The sequence below is a fragment of the Streptomyces sp. GC420 genome (genome assembly GCF_009916105.1).
Classification (GTDB): Bacteria; Actinomycetota; Actinomycetes; order Streptomycetales; family Streptomycetaceae; genus Streptomyces.
The window spans coordinates 1-13,761 of sequence record NZ_JAAAXQ010000029.1 but is presented as its reverse complement, the minus strand read 5'-3'; the positions used below and the strand labels follow the sequence as shown (position 1 = coordinate 13,761).

At 70.0% G+C, this 13,761-nt stretch carries 17 protein-coding genes and 1 pseudogene; 12 read left to right on the top strand and 6 right to left on the bottom strand.

Annotated elements, in window-relative coordinates:
• Positions 1-69: 69 nt before the first annotated feature.
• Positions 70-663: a TetR/AcrR family transcriptional regulator gene (locus tag GUY61_RS06230; protein WP_166629039.1), complete on the bottom strand. Its 594-nt coding sequence runs from the start codon at positions 661-663 to the stop codon at positions 70-72.
• Positions 664-795: 132 nt separating this feature from the next.
• Between GUY61_RS06230 and GUY61_RS06225 the strand changes: the two genes are divergently transcribed.
• On the top strand, positions 796-1,782 hold the full coding sequence (locus GUY61_RS06225) for a zinc-dependent alcohol dehydrogenase family protein (protein ID WP_166629038.1): 987 nt from the start codon (positions 796-798) through the stop codon (positions 1,780-1,782).
• Between the two features lie 116 nt (positions 1,783-1,898).
• Here GUY61_RS06225 and GUY61_RS06220 read toward each other — a convergent pair whose 3' ends face one another.
• Complete coding sequence (locus GUY61_RS06220) at positions 1,899-2,618, bottom strand: hypothetical protein (RefSeq protein ID WP_166629037.1); 720 nt, start codon at positions 2,616-2,618, stop codon at positions 1,899-1,901.
• Positions 2,619-2,872: 254 nt separating this feature from the next.
• On the opposite strand from GUY61_RS06220, the gene GUY61_RS06215 reads away from it, so the two are divergent.
• The 3 genes from GUY61_RS06215 (at position 2,873) to GUY61_RS06205 (ending at position 5,834) form a co-directional block, all read left to right on the top strand.
• Positions 2,873-3,445 carry a TetR/AcrR family transcriptional regulator gene (locus GUY61_RS06215; protein ID WP_166629036.1) on the top strand — a complete coding sequence of 191 codons (573 nt, stop codon included), beginning with the start codon at positions 2,873-2,875 and terminating at the stop codon, positions 3,443-3,445.
• 149 nt (positions 3,446-3,594) lie between these two features.
• The gene (locus GUY61_RS06210; protein ID WP_166629035.1) at positions 3,595-4,971 is read left to right on the top strand and encodes an NAD(P)/FAD-dependent oxidoreductase; all 1,377 of its coding nucleotides are present in this window, start codon (positions 3,595-3,597) and stop codon (positions 4,969-4,971) included.
• Positions 4,972-5,192: 221 nt separating this feature from the next.
• A complete protein-coding gene (locus GUY61_RS06205; RefSeq protein ID WP_166629034.1) occupies positions 5,193-5,834 on the top strand; it encodes a TetR/AcrR family transcriptional regulator in 642 nt (213 codons plus the stop codon).
• Between the two features lie 71 nt (positions 5,835-5,905).
• Here the strand turns inward: GUY61_RS06205 and GUY61_RS06200 are convergent, their stop codons facing one another.
• The gene (locus GUY61_RS06200) at positions 5,906-6,220 is read right to left on the bottom strand and encodes an isochorismatase family protein (protein WP_243766217.1); all 315 of its coding nucleotides are present in this window, start codon (positions 6,218-6,220) and stop codon (positions 5,906-5,908) included.
• 480 nt (positions 6,221-6,700) lie between these two features.
• On the opposite strand from GUY61_RS06200, the gene GUY61_RS06195 reads away from it, so the two are divergent.
• The 7 genes and pseudogenes from GUY61_RS06195 (at position 6,701) to GUY61_RS39795 (ending at position 10,317) form a co-directional block, all read left to right on the top strand.
• Entirely contained in the window at positions 6,701-7,075 is a 375-nt protein-coding gene (locus GUY61_RS06195) for a VOC family protein (RefSeq protein WP_166629033.1), read from the top strand.
• On the top strand, positions 7,075-7,422 hold the full coding sequence (locus tag GUY61_RS06190) for a helix-turn-helix transcriptional regulator (protein ID WP_166629032.1): 348 nt from the start codon (positions 7,075-7,077) through the stop codon (positions 7,420-7,422). Before GUY61_RS06195 ends, GUY61_RS06190 begins: the two co-directional genes overlap by 1 nt.
• Positions 7,419-7,871 carry an SRPBCC domain-containing protein gene (locus GUY61_RS06185; RefSeq protein WP_166629031.1) on the top strand — a complete coding sequence of 151 codons (453 nt, stop codon included), beginning with the start codon at positions 7,419-7,421 and terminating at the stop codon, positions 7,869-7,871. Before GUY61_RS06190 ends, GUY61_RS06185 begins: the two co-directional genes overlap by 4 nt.
• A gap of 81 nt (positions 7,872-7,952) precedes the next feature.
• On the top strand, positions 7,953-8,546 hold the full coding sequence (locus GUY61_RS06180) for a TIGR03086 family metal-binding protein (RefSeq protein WP_166629030.1): 594 nt from the start codon (positions 7,953-7,955) through the stop codon (positions 8,544-8,546).
• A gap of 468 nt (positions 8,547-9,014) precedes the next feature.
• Positions 9,015-9,194 carry a helix-turn-helix domain-containing protein gene (locus tag GUY61_RS39100; protein ID WP_208105633.1) on the top strand — a complete coding sequence of 60 codons (180 nt, stop codon included), beginning with the start codon at positions 9,015-9,017 and terminating at the stop codon, positions 9,192-9,194.
• An 18-nt stretch (positions 9,195-9,212) separates the two neighbouring features.
• Positions 9,213-9,902 (top strand): annotated as a pseudogene (locus GUY61_RS39800) (transposase); the annotation flags it as partial.
• A 112-nt stretch (positions 9,903-10,014) separates the two neighbouring features.
• The gene (locus tag GUY61_RS39795) at positions 10,015-10,317 is read left to right on the top strand and encodes an AAA family ATPase (RefSeq protein WP_166629058.1); all 303 of its coding nucleotides are present in this window, start codon (positions 10,015-10,017) and stop codon (positions 10,315-10,317) included.
• Here GUY61_RS39795 and GUY61_RS06165 read toward each other — a convergent pair.
• The 3 genes from GUY61_RS06165 to GUY61_RS06155 all read right to left on the bottom strand — a co-directional run bounded on the left by GUY61_RS06165 (position 10,209) and on the right by GUY61_RS06155 (position 13,072).
• Positions 10,209-10,922, bottom strand: a complete 714-nt coding sequence (locus GUY61_RS06165; RefSeq protein ID WP_166629029.1) for a hydrolase — start codon at positions 10,920-10,922, stop codon at positions 10,209-10,211. The two genes, GUY61_RS39795 and GUY61_RS06165, sit on opposite strands and share 109 nt — an antisense overlap.
• Positions 10,923-11,563: 641 nt before the next feature.
• Entirely contained in the window at positions 11,564-12,631 is a 1,068-nt protein-coding gene (locus tag GUY61_RS06160) for an aldehyde reductase (protein ID WP_208105631.1), read from the bottom strand.
• A 6-nt stretch (positions 12,632-12,637) separates the two neighbouring features.
• On the bottom strand, positions 12,638-13,072 hold the full coding sequence (locus tag GUY61_RS06155; RefSeq protein ID WP_313896538.1) for a MerR family transcriptional regulator: 435 nt from the start codon (positions 13,070-13,072) through the stop codon (positions 12,638-12,640).
• 507 nt (positions 13,073-13,579) lie between these two features.
• Here GUY61_RS06155 and GUY61_RS06150 point away from each other — a divergent pair.
• Positions 13,580-13,761: alpha/beta fold hydrolase (locus GUY61_RS06150; protein ID WP_398954440.1), on the top strand; the 182-nt coding region annotated here is incomplete at its 3' end.

Below are 13,761 nucleotides of genomic sequence, written 5' to 3'. Positions count from 1 at the left end.
GGCAGCGTGACGCGGGTGAGTGCTGTGAACAAGCCGTCCTCTCCGACGTACCCGGGCCGGCGGCCGGGATCAGCCCCGGGAAGGCGCCGGCGTGAGGTGAGAGCGGACGGCGTCGCTCGCCGCCGCCTTGGCGGCGTCCACCACGGTGCGGTCCTGGAGGAGCCGGCCGGAGGCCAGTGCGCCGTCGATCAGCAGTCCCAGATGGCCGGCGAGTGCCGCGGGGTCCTCGGCCCCCGCCTCGCGGCTCAGCCCGGTCAGCCACTCCTGTCGCCGGCGGGTGTGCGCGGTGGCGGCCGCGTGTGCCCGGCTGCCGGGTTCGGCCTCGACCGCCGCGCTGATGAAGGGGCAGCCGAAGAAGCCGTGGCGGTCGAAGGAGGAGAGGAGGGCGTCGAACAACCCGGCGATCTGCTCGGCGGGAGAGGTTCCGGCTGCCTCGGCCGCGGCCCGCAGCCGGTCCATCCAGGAGTCGTCCGTGCGGCGCAGGTATTCCGCGATCAAGTCGTCCTTGGTGCGGAAGTGGGCGTAGAGGGTGGACTTGGCCACGCCGGATTCCGCGATGACCTGGTCAACGCCCACGCCGCGCAGTCCGTACCGGTGGAACAGCCCGGCCGCGGTGTCCAGGATCTTCTGCTCCGTGTTCGTCTTTCGTACCCGAGTCGCCATGTAAGACAGACTAGTCCGTCCTGTTGGTGGCAGTCATCGATTGCCTCCCTTAATCGAACGTACTAGTCTGTCTGATTAAGCGGGTCGGCAGGCCATTGCCGTGCCGGTGTACTCGAGGAAGGGAGGCACGCCATGCGTGCCGTCGTGCTGGAAGAGTTCGGTGGCCCCCTGGAGCTGCGCGAGGTGCCGCGGCCCGAGCCGAGGAAGGGGCAGGTGCTGGTCCGGATTCACGCGAGCGGCGTCAATCCGCTCGACACCAAGATCCGGGCGGGGCGGGCGGCTCACGCGCGCAGCCGACTCCCGGCGGTTCTGGGCCTGGACATGGCGGGCGTGGTCGTGGAAGCAGGGCCGGAGGCGACCGGCTTCCGGCCGGGCGACGAGGTCTACGGACTGATCGGCGGAGTGGGCGATCTGCAGGGATCGCTGGCGCAGTACGCCGCGGTCGACGCCCGCCTGCTCGCACCCAAGCCGGTCTCCCTCGGGATGCGGGAGGCGGCGGCGCTGCCCCTGGCGGTGATCACGGCGTGGGAGGGGCTGGTCGACCGCGCCGGCGTGCGCGCCGGCCAGCGCGTCCTGGTGCACGGCGGCGCGGGCGGGGTGGGCAGTGTCGCCGTCCAGATCGCGGCAGCCCGCGGCGCCGAGGTCTACGCGACCGCGTCGGCACCCAAGGCGCCGGTCGTGCGGAGCCTCGGTGCGACACCGATCGACTACACCACGACGTCCGTGGACAAGTACGTGGCCGAGCACACCGGCGGCGCGGGCTTCGACGTGGTGTTCGACACCGTCGGCGGGCCGGTGCTGGACGCCTCCTTCGAAGCCGTGCGCAACCACACCGGGCACGTGGTCAGTGCCCTCGGGTGGGGCACGCACAGCCTCGCGCCGCTGTCGTTCCACGGCGCCACCTACTCGGGCGTGTTCACCCTGCTGCCGATGCTGACGGGAACCGGGCGCGAGCATCACGGCCAGATCCTCCGGGAGGCCGCCGCGCTCGCCGACAGCGGCAGGCTCCGCCCCCTGCTCGACGCGCGGCGCTACCGGTTGGAGACGGTGGCCGAAGCGCATGCCGCCGTGGAGAACGGCACGGCCTCGGGGAAGGTCGTCGTCGACGTCGAGCAGTGAGCGGCAGGGAGGCGGCGCGTCGGACCCGCCCGGTGCTCGGCCCCCTCGACCGCGGTCGAGGGGGCCGAGCACCGTTTCGCTCCCTGGGCGGCGGCCGAACTCCTCGACCGACGGTGTCAGTCGAACTCGACGCCCTCGACGTCTATGGTGACGAGCTCGATGTCGCGCCGCACCACCCCGTCATCCCCCAGTGGGTACACGCGTCGCCTGGTGGGCACCACGATCCCGCCGAACCGCTTGTGACCGAAGCTGTAGTGCGCCGCCGGCCCGGCGCCCAGGACCTCTGCGGTGTAGTCGTGCCTCCGGAGCAGCCCTTCCCGGTCGAAGTAGAAGATCTGCTCCCGGCTGTGCGTGGCGATGTCCTCGGGGAACGTGACCTTCAGCCGGCTCCAGGTCTGTCCGTCCTCGACGACGGGAGCCAGTTCCTCGGTCCGGAAGCCGGGAGAGGCGAAGGTGAAGGGGGACGTCAGGTACGTCCACATCGCATACCCGGCGAAGTAGGCGACGTGCAGGTCGTCCCACGGGGTTTCCAGAGTGTGGCCTTCGAACGCGGCCCGGGGGTCGAGGCGTTCGGTCCGCACCTCGCCGCCGTCGGTCTCCACGGCCACGCGCCGGGCTGTGAAGGAGGTGTGGAGGCCCGGTGCGGTGAAAGGGTAGTGACTCGCGTGCTGTCTGCGAAGGCCGACTCGCACGGCAGCCCGGTCGAAGATGCCGTCCCGGCCCTTCAGCGTCCACAGGGCCCCTCCCGAGCGGAAGTGGGCGGTGACCGAGTCGTACTGGGCGTAGCGGTCAAGGCCGCCGTGCGCACTGATCACGTGGGTCATGAGATCGCTCATGGCAAAGGTCCTCTCGGGTCGTACACGTTGTCTCGGCGAACCGATCCCTCGCTCCATAATGACCGGTCGTCTTAAGCTGGGCAAGCGGGCGTGCTCCCTGTCGTGCCGGATCGTCTGCCTCATAGCGCGGTATACCTGGTTGGTTGCCGGTTCCGCGGGTGGGTGCGGCGGGGTGCCACCGGCTACTATGAAGGTGACCGCTCGTCTTGGTGGCGTAGGATGATCGCTCACCTGTCATGTGAGGAGACCTCGAAATGGCCAGAGCCAGTCTGCGTGAGAACCTCGTCGCCGCGGCGGTTCAGCAGTTCCACGCCCACGGGTACGCGGCAACCGGCGTGAAGGACATCACCGATGCCGCGGGGGCTCCGAAGGGGTCCTTCTACAACCACTTCGAGAGCAAAGAGGCCCTGGCTGTCGTTGCCTTGGACCGGTACGGCGCGGGCCGCCGGCTGGACGGGCTGCGTGACACGTCCGTGGCGCCGCTGGCCCGGCTGCGTCAGCACTTCGAGTTCCTGCGGGACGAGAGCATCGGCGCGGACTTCACCCGCGGTTGTCTGGTCGGCGATCTGGCCGTCGAGGTCGCCGACCACAGCGAGGCGGTGCGCGAAACCGCGCGAAAGAGCTTCGAGGAGTGGATGGACGCCCTTGCCTTCGCCATCGCCGAGGCTCAGCAGGCGGGTGACGTGGCGAAGACGGTGGACTCCTCGACCCTGGCGCGCTTCGTGCTGAGTGCGTGGGAAGGGGCGCTGATCTCCGCCCGGGCCGACCGGTCGGCCCGGGCGTTCGAGGCGTTCTTCACGATCGTCTTCGGCGTGCTTCTGCGGTGAGGTGCGCAGCCCTGCGCCGTCGCTGTGATTTGGTCAAGGCGTTGGACACCATGTCCGGTCAGTCGTATGGTTCCATGCGGCGCTTGCCCCTGGCTGGACAGGCCCAACGGACTGCCGAGTCGGCACGGAGCCGCGGACGAGAGGTGCCGATGGTGGAGGAGTTCGACCTTCTGGTCGTGGGCGGCGGCAAGGCCGGCAAGACACTCGCCATGGACCGGGCCCGAGCGGGACAGCGTGTGGCCATGGTGGAGAGGGGGCTGATCGGCGGCACCTGCGTCAATGTCGCCTGCATCCCGACCAAGGCCCTGGTGACCAGCGCCCGGGCCCGCCGGACCCTGGCGCGTGGCCGGGAACTGGGGCTGGTCGTCGGCGACACCGGAACCGACGTGGAACGCCTGCGGGAGCACAAGGCCGAGGTGGTCGACGGCATGATCGCCATCAACCACAAGCAGTTCCTCGACTCCGGTATGGATCTGGTGCTGGGGCAGGCGAGATTCGTCGCCGAGCGTACGGTGGAGGTCGCCCTGCGGGACGGGGGCAGCCGCGTTCTGCGGGGGGCCCGGACAGTCATCAACACGGGAACCCGGCCGCGGATCCCCGGCATACCGGGGCTCTCCGCGGCAGGGCCGCTCACCAGTGAGAGCCTGCTGCGTCTGGAGCGGATTCCCGGTCGTCTGATCGTGATCGGTGCCGGGCCGATCGGCCTGGAGTTCGCCGACATGTTCGCCGCGTTCGGAAGCCGGGTCACCGTCGTGGCCCGCAACCGCGCACTCCTGCCCCAGGAGGACCCCGACATCGCGGCCGCGGCAGCGGCCCTCCTGGCCGACAACGGCGTCAATGTCCTCCTCGGCCGCGGGGTGACCAGAGTCGTCCGCGACAGCGCCGGAGCGGTGACCGTGTCGCTGGACGACGGCAGTGAGGTGAGCGGCGACGACGTCCTGGTCGCCGCCGGAAGGCAGCCCGTCACCGAAGAACTCGACCTGGAACGTGCCCGGGTCGCCCTCACCGACAGCGGATTCATCGCCGTCGACGAGTACCTGGCGACGACGGCGGAGCACACCTGGGCCGCAGGGGACGTGGCCGGCAGCCCTCAGTTCACCCACGCCTCTCTGGACGACTACAGGATCCTCAAGGCCAACCTGGCGGGCGGCACGCGGTCCACGAAAGGGCGCCTGATCCCGCACACCACATTCCTCGGTGTCGACCTGGCCCGCGTGGGGCTCGGAGAGGAAGAAGCCCGCCGTGCGGGGCACGACGTGCTGATCGCGCGCCTGCCCGTGGCGGCCATTCCCCGCGCGAGGACCATGCGGGAGACCGCGGGTCTGTGGAAGGCGGTCGTCGATGCCGACAGCCACAAGATCCTCGGCGCCTCGCTCCTCGGGCCGGAAGCCGGGGAAGTCATCACCGTCGTGCAGACCGCCATGCTTGCCGGCCTGCCCTGCACGGCGCTGCGGGACATGATCATCACTCACCCCACTATGGGGGAGGGGCTCAACATGCTCTTCGCCACGCTGAGCGCCGGGTGAGCAGACGGCGCGGACCTTCCCGGAAGCCCGGCCAATGGCTTCCGGCCGTCGGGCTCGAGGTCAACGGCGAGTAACCCTGGGCGTCGACGGGCGGGTCACCCTGAGGGCCCGAACCCTCCCCGCCGCCCGGCGGCGGCTCGTGCTCGGCTCGCGTACAGCGCTGCACGGCCTCGTCCATGACCTGCTTCGAGGCGCTCCCGCCGGTTCCCTAGGATGGCCGCATGGCTTCGACCACTCGACGACGCTCCACCGCGGCCGACCGGCGGGCCGCACTCGAGAAGCGGATACTTTCCGTGATCGAGGAGCTTCTGCGCTCCGGTGTGACCTACACCGAGCTGAGCGTGGAGCAGATGGCGCACGCCGCGGGAATCTCGCGTTCCACCTTCTACCTGTACTTCCGTGACAAGGTCGACGTCCTCCTGCGGCTGAGCGGCTCCCTCAAGACGGAGAGCTTCGCGATCGCGGCGGCCTGGCGCCCCTGCGCTCCGGACGGCGGGGTGGACGGACTGGCACGGACCTACGAGCGGATCCTCCGGCACTACCGCGAGCACGCGGCCCTGCTGTCCGCGATCAACGAGGTGGCCGCGTACGACCCGATGGTGCGGGAGGCGTGGACTGCCGACCAGGAGCGATTCATCGACAATCTGGTGAAGGTCATCGAGGAGGAGCAGCGGGACAGCCGTACGCCGGCGGACATCGACGCCCGGCTGGCGGCCAAGGCGATCGTTCAGGGCGGGGGCCAGGTCATCGCTCAGCAGGTGGCGAACAGCGACGGGGCCGACGACGCTCTCGTCGCCCGCGAGCTGGCGCTCGGTTACTGGTACGGCGTGTACCGGCGCCCCGCCGTCCCGAACGACGGCTGACGCAGGGGCCGGCGTGATCGCCGTCGGCCCGGCCGGGGCGCAGCTGCGCCCCGGCCGGGCCTCCGCGCCGCCTACCGCGCGGAGAAGGGGTTCGTGGCCAGGACCTCGTCGGTGGTCAGCACGTGGTGGGCGATCAGTTCGTACCGCCTCAGCATCTCCTCGTACGCGCCGGGACCGCCCGCGGGAGCCGTGGCATCCTTGACGAGCGTGACCTCGTATCCGAGTTCCATGGCGCTGCGGGCTGTGGACTCCACACACATCGTCCCGATCATGCCCGCGACGGTCACGTGCTGCACGCCGCGCCGCTTGAGCTGTATGTCGAGGTCCGTGGTCGCGAACGCGTCGAGGTTCTTGTGCGGGGCGACCGCCACTCGCCCTTCCGGCATTGCCGCCGATTGAGGCGGGAGGGCCGTTGCCGATCAAGCTGTGCGTGCCTGCAAGCTTCAACCCTGTCAGACCGCAGACGGGGCTGATGGCTTCAAGGCCGTCTCACCCGTTGTCGGCTTGCTGCCAGGGGAAGGGTGCGATATCGGGCTCGACCCAGCCGGTCCTGGCCGGGACGCTTGCCAGCGTCGAGGGCCAGCACCTCGAAGATCAATCCAGCGGAGCCGGCGAAGCCCGCATCGTCATCGCGAGTGGCATATCCGGGGCTCTGCGTCCTCATCTTGAGTGGCGATCAACACAACTGGTGGTGCCGCGCGCTGCCGGCTTGGTGCGCGGGGCCCACGCTGCGGGGCAGATCTACCGCTTCGGCGCCGTCGGATTGCGAGGCCCAGCAGCGGCTGCGTCTGTTCGCGGCGCCGCCTCGGATGCGGCCCGGGAAGATCGACATGACAGGTAGGAGATTTCCTACCTATAGTGAAGGCATGAACATCACGCACACCAAGATCGTCACCGTTCCCGTTTCCGACCAGGACCGCGCGAAGACCTTCTACGTCGACACCCTCGGCTTCGAGGTGCTCGTCGATCAGCAGGCCGGTCCGATGCGCTGGCTGCAGGTCGCGCCCAAGGGTGCGCAGACCAGCTTCACACTGGCCAGCGGACAGCCGGGCCTCACTCCCGGCACCGCCCGGGGGATCATCTTGGAGACCACCGACCTGGACGGCGACTGCGCGCAGCTGGCCGAGGCTGGGGTCGACGTCGAGGGACCGGCTGACCGGCCCTGGGGCCGCGAGGCGACGGTCATCGACCCCGACGGCAACCGCCTGGTGCTGGCCGCGCCGGCCCCGGTCCGCCGCTGATGCCAGCACCCGCCGTCCAGCCCTCCGAGGACCAGGTCTTCGCTGCCCTGGCCAGCCCGGTGCGCCGGGAGGTGCTGCGGCTGCTACGTGAGCACGGCCCGCAGCCGGTCAACGAGTTGGCCGCCCACTTCGCCATGGCTCGCCCCAGCTTTTCCGAACACCTCAAAGTGCTCCGCGAAGCGGGGCTGGCGAGTGAAACCAAGGTGGGCCGACAGCGGCTGTACCAGTTGGAGGCCGTCCCCTTGCACGAGGTCCAGGACTGGCTGAGTCCGTTCGAGCGGTTCTGGCGCGCGAAGCTCGCCGATCTCGGCACGCTGCTGGACTCGATGGACGACGATCAGGCATGACCGATGACGACCTCACCGCGGTGCGGGTGGATCAGTTCCTGGCCCACCCGCCTGCCAAGGTGTGGCGGGCACTGACTGAGCCCGAGTTGATCGCCCAGTGGCTCATGCCCGGCGACTTCCGGCTCGCGGTCGGCCACCGCTACACGATGCACGTCCCCGCTCTGCCGGCTACGGGGTTCTCGGGCACCATCAGCGCCGAGGTACTGGCGTTCAAACCCGAGGAAATGCTGCGCATCGGCTGGCGCGACGCCGACCCCGACGCAGCGAGCGGCGCCGACTGGACCATCACCTGGACGCTGCAAGCCGAGGGGCACGGCACCCGGCTTTTCCTGGTCCACGAGGGCTTCGACCCCGATCACCCGCTCCAGCAGCAGGCGCGCAAGATCATGGCTGTCGGCTGGCGCTCGCGGACCATGAGCCGCCTGATCGCCCTCCTCGACCACCTGTGACCCCCGCCCCGGCCAGAACGCCTGGCCGGGCCCCGCACCTTCGGGCGCGGAACAACGATCGAAACCGAAAGCAGAACCCTCATGTCCGACATCGCACACCGCTACCGCCTGCTCTCTGACGGACTCCTCGCACGCATCCAGGCGACCCCGGCGGATCGCTGGGACGCCGCGAGCCCCTGCGAGGGCTGGACGGCCCGCGACGTGGTCGCCCACGTCATCAACGGACATCGCGGCATCCTCGCCATGGTCAATGGCAAGCCGCCGGCGGCTGCCGACGGGGTCGGGATCTCTTCAATGGCCGACGCACCCACGGTCGAACCCGGCACGGACCTCGCCGTCGCCTTCGAGCACTGCCGCGACGGCATGCAGGCGATGCTGAGCGATCCGGACCGGGCCGCCACGCGGCTGCCCGGCGGACCGTTGGGGCCGGTGCCGGTCGAGCAGGCCGCCGACGTCGTGGGCAGCCTGGAACTGCTGGTCCACACCTGGGACCTGGCCCGCGCGGTCGGCGGCGACGAGAAGCTCGACCCCGAACTCGTCGCCCGAACCCACCAGGTCCTCTTGCCCCACTACGCCGGCCTGCAGGCAACCGGGGCGTTCCAGCCCAGCATCCCCGCCCCCCACGACGCCGACGCCCAGACCGCGTTCTTGTACTTCGTCGGCCGACAGCCCTGAGCAGCAGACGGTGGTGCCAGTGCAGCGTCGACCGCCCTGCACTGGTCCGGCGCCAATCCCCATGGCGCTGCGTCGGGACGACTGGCCCACGCCCGCATCACCTGGCGCCCAGCTCGCCCCTGGGCATCCGCCACCGTGGCCAGTTCGACTACGTCGACGGCGAACTGGCCGACGGCGAACACGTCAACCTCACTGCGCCACGACGATTCCGCCAGCACCAGCGGCTGCACCCTCAGTCAGTTCCGGGCGGAGCGGACTTCGCCGACTCCGACGCGATGGGCATGGGCTATCTTGCCGATTCGGCGTACCGGGTGCTGCGGCAGAAACCCGCAGGCAAGATCCACTTCTGCTGATCGGCTTTCCTGCCTTGCCCGTTGCCGTCGCCTGTCAGATCGTGCTGACCGCATCCGAGCGCCACCGTCTCAAGAAGACGGCTTTCGGTCACAAGACCCTCCCCACCAGGCCCGGTTGCGCGCGCAGGTCGTGTTGCACGCCGCGCGGGACCGCTCCAACGCGCGGATGGCCCGGGAGACGGGCCTGCACCTGGACACGGTGCGCAGGTGGCGGGGCCGGTTCGCCGAGCTGCGCCTCATCGGGCTGGCCGACCGCAAGCGTTCGGGCCGACCACCGACGTTCAGCGCGCTTTAGGGCGCCCGGGCCAAGTCGTTGGCCTGCCAGCTGCCCGCCGAGGCTGGAACTCCGCTGGCGCGCTGGTCTTGTCCGGAGCTGGCCGCCGAACTGACCGCCCGCGGTGTCACCGGCCCCGTCTCAGCCTCCACCGTGCGCCGCTGGCTCCGCGAGGACGCGCTCAAGCCGTGGCAGCACCGTTCCTGGATCTTCATCACCGACCCCGGCTTCCGCCCCAAGGCCGAACGCGTCCTGGACCTGTATGCCCGCACCTGGCAGGGCCAGGCCTTGGGCGCGGACGAGTACGTCATCAGCGCCGACGAAAAGACCTCCATCCAGGCCCGCTGCCGCTGCCACCCCACCCTCGCCCCCGGCCGGGCACGGGCGATGCGCGTGAATCACATCTATGGCCGCGGCGGCGCGCTGGCCCATGTGGCTGCCTACGACGTCCACCGCGCCCGCCTGTTCGGCCGCACGGAACCGCGCACCGGCATCACCCCGTTCATGAACCTGGTCACCCAGGTCATGAGTGAGGAACCGTACGCCAGCGCCAAGCGCGTGTACTGGATCGTCGACAACGGCTCCTCCCACCGCGGGCAGAAGGCCGCCGACCGACTGTCGGCCGCGTTCCCGAACGCGGTGGTGATCCACACCCCGGTGCATGCCTCCTGGCTGAACCAGATCGAGATCTGCTTCTCCGTCGTCCAGCGCAAGGTCGTCTCACCCAACGACTTCACCGACCTCGCTCAGGTCGGGGACCGGCTCCGAGCCTTCGAAGACCGCCACAACGCCACGGCACAGCCGTTCCAGTGGAAGTTCACCACCTCCGACCGCCGCTCCCCTGATCGGCCGGGACCCGGACCTGGAGCGGATCCGCGCCCGTCTCGGCATCGGGGCCGGAGGCGGGGCCCTGCTGCTGTCCGGAGACGCGGGAGTCGGGAAGACCGCGGTGCTGGACGTCCTCGCCGGGGCGGCGAGCGCGGAAGGAACCCGAGTCCTGCGTGCCGCCGGCGTGGAGTTCGAGGCGGACTTCAGCTACTCCGGATCCGGGCCGCCGACCTCAGCCCGCGGCGCTCCGACCGCAGCCGCCGGCTGGCGGAGGCGGCCTATGTCAGCGCCGAGTCCACCGGCGCCGAGGCCGTAGGCGCCGCCGTGCTCCCTGACGACGTCCAGGACGGCGCCGTAGGTCTCGCCGCGGGCCCAGTCGCGCTGGAGCTCCGGCATCACCTGCAGCCAGGTGACCGGGACGGCGCCGGCGCCGGCCATGCGCCGGATGGCGTGCTCGTGGGCCTCGGGGGTCACGCCGCCGGAGGCGTCGGCCACCACGTAGACCTCGTAGTCCTGGCCGAGAGCCGACAGAGCCGGCAGGACGACGCACACCTCGGTCCACAGACCGGTGATGACGATCTTCTTGCGGCCGGTCGCCCTGACCGCCTCCACGACCCTGTCGTCCTCCCAGGCGTTCATCGTGGTGCGGTCGATGATCTCCTGGCCGGGGAAGACCGCGGCGAGCTCGGGCATGACCGGGCCGGAGAAGGACTCGGCGGCGACCGTGGTCGGCACGGTGGGCACGCCGAAGACCTTCGCGCCCTTGGCCAGGCCGATGATGCTGTTGATGATCGCGGTGCGGTCACCGCTGCCGACGCCGAAGAACATCTGCGGCTGGTGGTCGACGAACAGCACGACCGAGTTGTCCGGGGTCAGAAGATCCGTGCTCGGGGCAGCCTTGACCTCGGCGACGTTGACCATGATGTGCCTTTCCGTTTTCCGCGAAGCCACCGGTTTCCGGTTCGCGAGGGCGGTTGATCCGGGGAGCGGACCCGTTTCCGGGGAGCTGGCCCCTCGGTCCTTCCGGGCCGGCGGGTTCTGCTCCACGGGCAGGACCCGCTGGTTGCCCGTCCAGAATGGAAGCCGCGGCCGTTTTCCCGCCTCTGTCAAAACGACTGCCTCACCGCCCCGCCCACGGTGCCGAGGTGACGGAGCCGTTGCCGCACCTCCGGCGAACTGTGCACGCCCGCCTCTGTCATCCGACTGCTTGGTCATGGCCGTTGGGCAGTCGTTGCGCCGGTGCCCGGCACTGCGCGAGCCGTTTCCGGGCACGACGAGTGCGCCACACGGCCCGCCGGGCGGTAGGGCCCACCACCGCCACGCGCTGAACCCGGCGATCCTGGTTTCTCGGGCCGTCGCCGAAGATGCCGACGCCGGCCAGGAACGCGAGAGCGGGCCTCCCGATCCGGGCGGCCCGCTCTCGCAGGTAGGGCTTGGTGGCGACTACGCTCGGCAGGCCCGAGGAGATCGCCTGTCGGCGCAGACGACGGCAAGCCGTTGTTCGTCGGGGAAACGTCAAAGTACTGGTGAAGTATTGGCGCCGCTCTGCGTGCCCCAGCGGATCAGCTGCCGTCGGGCAGTGTCAGGCCCAGCCGGATCTGGCTGTCCGCGGTCGCCACGATCGTCTCGCGGACGTCCCGGGGCTCCCAGCCCAGTACCGTACGGGCCTTTTCATTACTGATGACGGGGATCCGGCCCCGCAGAGCCGCGGCGTCCCGCAGGGCCGGCTCGGTCTTCGCGGCTTCGCGTACCTGCTCGATGGTCAGTTCCGCGGAGGGCAGCAGATCGGCTGCGGCGGGGAAGTGCTCGCGCAGGATCTGTGCCATGCCGAAAAGGCTCATCGATGATCCGCTGACGGCGATGAAGCGCTCGCCCGCCGCTTTCGGGTGCAGCATGGCGCGCAGATGCAGATCCACGACGTCACGCACATCGACGACTCCGAAGTACATGATCGGCACCACCGGCATCCGCCCGGTCAGCATGCCCCTGACCAGGCCGACCGAGCCGGACGGCCGGTTGCCCAGTTGCGGGCCGAAGATGCCGGTGGGATTGACGACCGCCAACTCGATGTCCCCATGGGCGTGGACAAAGTCCCAGGCGGCGCGCTCGGCCAGCACCTTCGACTTGTGGTAAGCGGGCAGGCCGTCGGTGTCCGGGTCGGTCCAGTCCGCCTCCGAATAGCGGTCGCCGGGCTTCAACGTGTATCCGACCGCGGCGTAGGAGGACGTCATCACGACCCGCGGGATCCGGGCCTTCCGGGCCGCGGAGATGACGCGCAGCGCACCGTCGCGGGCGGGGAGGATGACTTCGTCCTCCGTCTCGGGCGGAGTGAACGGGAAGGGCGACGCGTGGTGCAGCACGTGGCTGACACCGTCCATGGCGTCCACCCAGCCGCGGTCGGCGCTGAGATCGGCGACAACGAACTCCAGCCGGCCGGCCGGCTGGACCTCGGCCTGCCGGAGCGCTGCCAGTACCTCGGTCTCTTGTCCGGACTCCCGAACCGTCACACGGGTCCGGTATCCCTCGCGCAGCAGCCGGGCGACCGAGTGGCTGCCGACGAACCCGGTACCACCTGTGACGAGAACCGTCCCGCGTTCTGACACGGAGGGGGCGGAATCTTCTGTACTCAACTTGTTTCAGTCCTTCAGCGTGAATTGGTCCATGACGCGCGTGACGTCTTCGATCGCTCGCTTCTCGGCATCCGCGTCCCCACGGACACGGGCGTCCCACAGGTCTGCTTTCCGCCGGAGATACGCCAGGCGCAGTCGGAGTTGCTCGATATCGGCGGCCAGCCTCTCCGCCTGCGAGGCGAACAGATCCCGCTGTTCGGCCGCCGCGGAATCTCCCTCGGCGAGTAGGTCCAGGTAGCGGCGCATCCCGCTCACCGTCATCCCCGCCGAACGCAGGCAGGACAGTGCAACGACGCGCGCCGCGGTCGCCGGCCCGTACCGGCGATGGCCGCTGGACTCGTCCCGGGCGACCTCTCCCAGCAGGCCGATCTTCTCGTAGTAGCGCAGCGTGGGCTCGCTGAATCCCGACCGTCGCGCCATCTGCTGGATGGTCAGATCCACGGCTTGCTCCCCAGTCGCGCTACTGCCATGCGGAGATCCTCCGATACCTCAAGCGCTTGAAGTCAACCTTGCCCGGCACGCGGCTCCGCCGCCGGCTTCTGCGCGGCGCCCATGGCGCCGTGTCCATCGCACTGGCGCACTGCGCCGGCTCGGCATCACCGACCGCGCGGGGGCCGGGCACGGGTGGGGCGGCCTCGGACAAGCCGTATGCCCGGCAAGATCGAGGCGGACCCGGAGCCGGGCTCCCGGCTGCGGACCGGTAGCCGTGACCGCGAGGGCCCTTCGGGCTGCGGCACGGTCTCCTGCCGGGGGAAGACGGACCTTGGTCATCGTGTGGTGTTCGGGCCGCTGGTGGGCGGGATCCCGGCGGCCGTGCCTACACGGGTAGGAGAGAGAACACGTACCCGGACCTCCGGGCTTCGGCAGACCGTCGTGGCGCGAGGAACAAGAGCCGCAGGCGCCGGACCGGCGATGTGGGATTTCGTGATACGTGAGAGGGTCTGACGGGTGAGTGAGACGAAGACCCTGCAGTACCGGTTCGACGGCCCGGAGGACGCCCCCGTCCTCGTCCTCGGCCCCGCCCTCGGCACCACCTGGCACATGTGGGACCGCCAGATACCCGAGCTGACCCGGACCTGGAGAGTGCTCCGCTTCGACCTGCCGGGCCACGGCGGAGCGCCCGCCCATCC

Excerpts from the sequence above, each read along its gene's own strand:
- GUY61_RS06185 (WP_166629031.1), top strand. The coding sequence starts at position 7,419 with ATGACCGATGACGACCTCACCGCGGTGCGGGTGGATCAGTTCCTGGCC.
- GUY61_RS06210 (WP_166629035.1), top strand. The coding sequence starts at position 3,595 with ATGGTGGAGGAGTTCGACCTTCTGGTCGTGGGCGGCGGCAAGGCCGGC.
- GUY61_RS06180 (WP_166629030.1), top strand. The coding sequence starts at position 7,953 with ATGTCCGACATCGCACACCGCTACCGCCTGCTCTCTGACGGACTCCTC.
- GUY61_RS06215 (WP_166629036.1), top strand. The coding sequence starts at position 2,873 with ATGGCCAGAGCCAGTCTGCGTGAGAACCTCGTCGCCGCGGCGGTTCAG.
- GUY61_RS06200 (WP_243766217.1), bottom strand. The coding sequence starts at position 6,220 with ATGCCGGAAGGGCGAGTGGCGGTCGCCCCGCACAAGAACCTCGACGCG.
- GUY61_RS06190 (WP_166629032.1), top strand. The coding sequence starts at position 7,075 with ATGCCAGCACCCGCCGTCCAGCCCTCCGAGGACCAGGTCTTCGCTGCC.
- GUY61_RS06205 (WP_166629034.1), top strand. The coding sequence starts at position 5,193 with ATGGCTTCGACCACTCGACGACGCTCCACCGCGGCCGACCGGCGGGCC.
- GUY61_RS06225 (WP_166629038.1), top strand. The coding sequence starts at position 796 with ATGCGTGCCGTCGTGCTGGAAGAGTTCGGTGGCCCCCTGGAGCTGCGC.
- GUY61_RS06165 (WP_166629029.1), bottom strand. The coding sequence starts at position 10,922 with ATGGTCAACGTCGCCGAGGTCAAGGCTGCCCCGAGCACGGATCTTCTG.
- GUY61_RS06195 (WP_166629033.1), top strand. The coding sequence starts at position 6,701 with ATGAACATCACGCACACCAAGATCGTCACCGTTCCCGTTTCCGACCAG.
- GUY61_RS06220 (WP_166629037.1), bottom strand. The coding sequence starts at position 2,618 with ATGAGCGATCTCATGACCCACGTGATCAGTGCGCACGGCGGCCTTGAC.
- GUY61_RS06230 (WP_166629039.1), bottom strand. The coding sequence starts at position 663 with ATGGCGACTCGGGTACGAAAGACGAACACGGAGCAGAAGATCCTGGAC.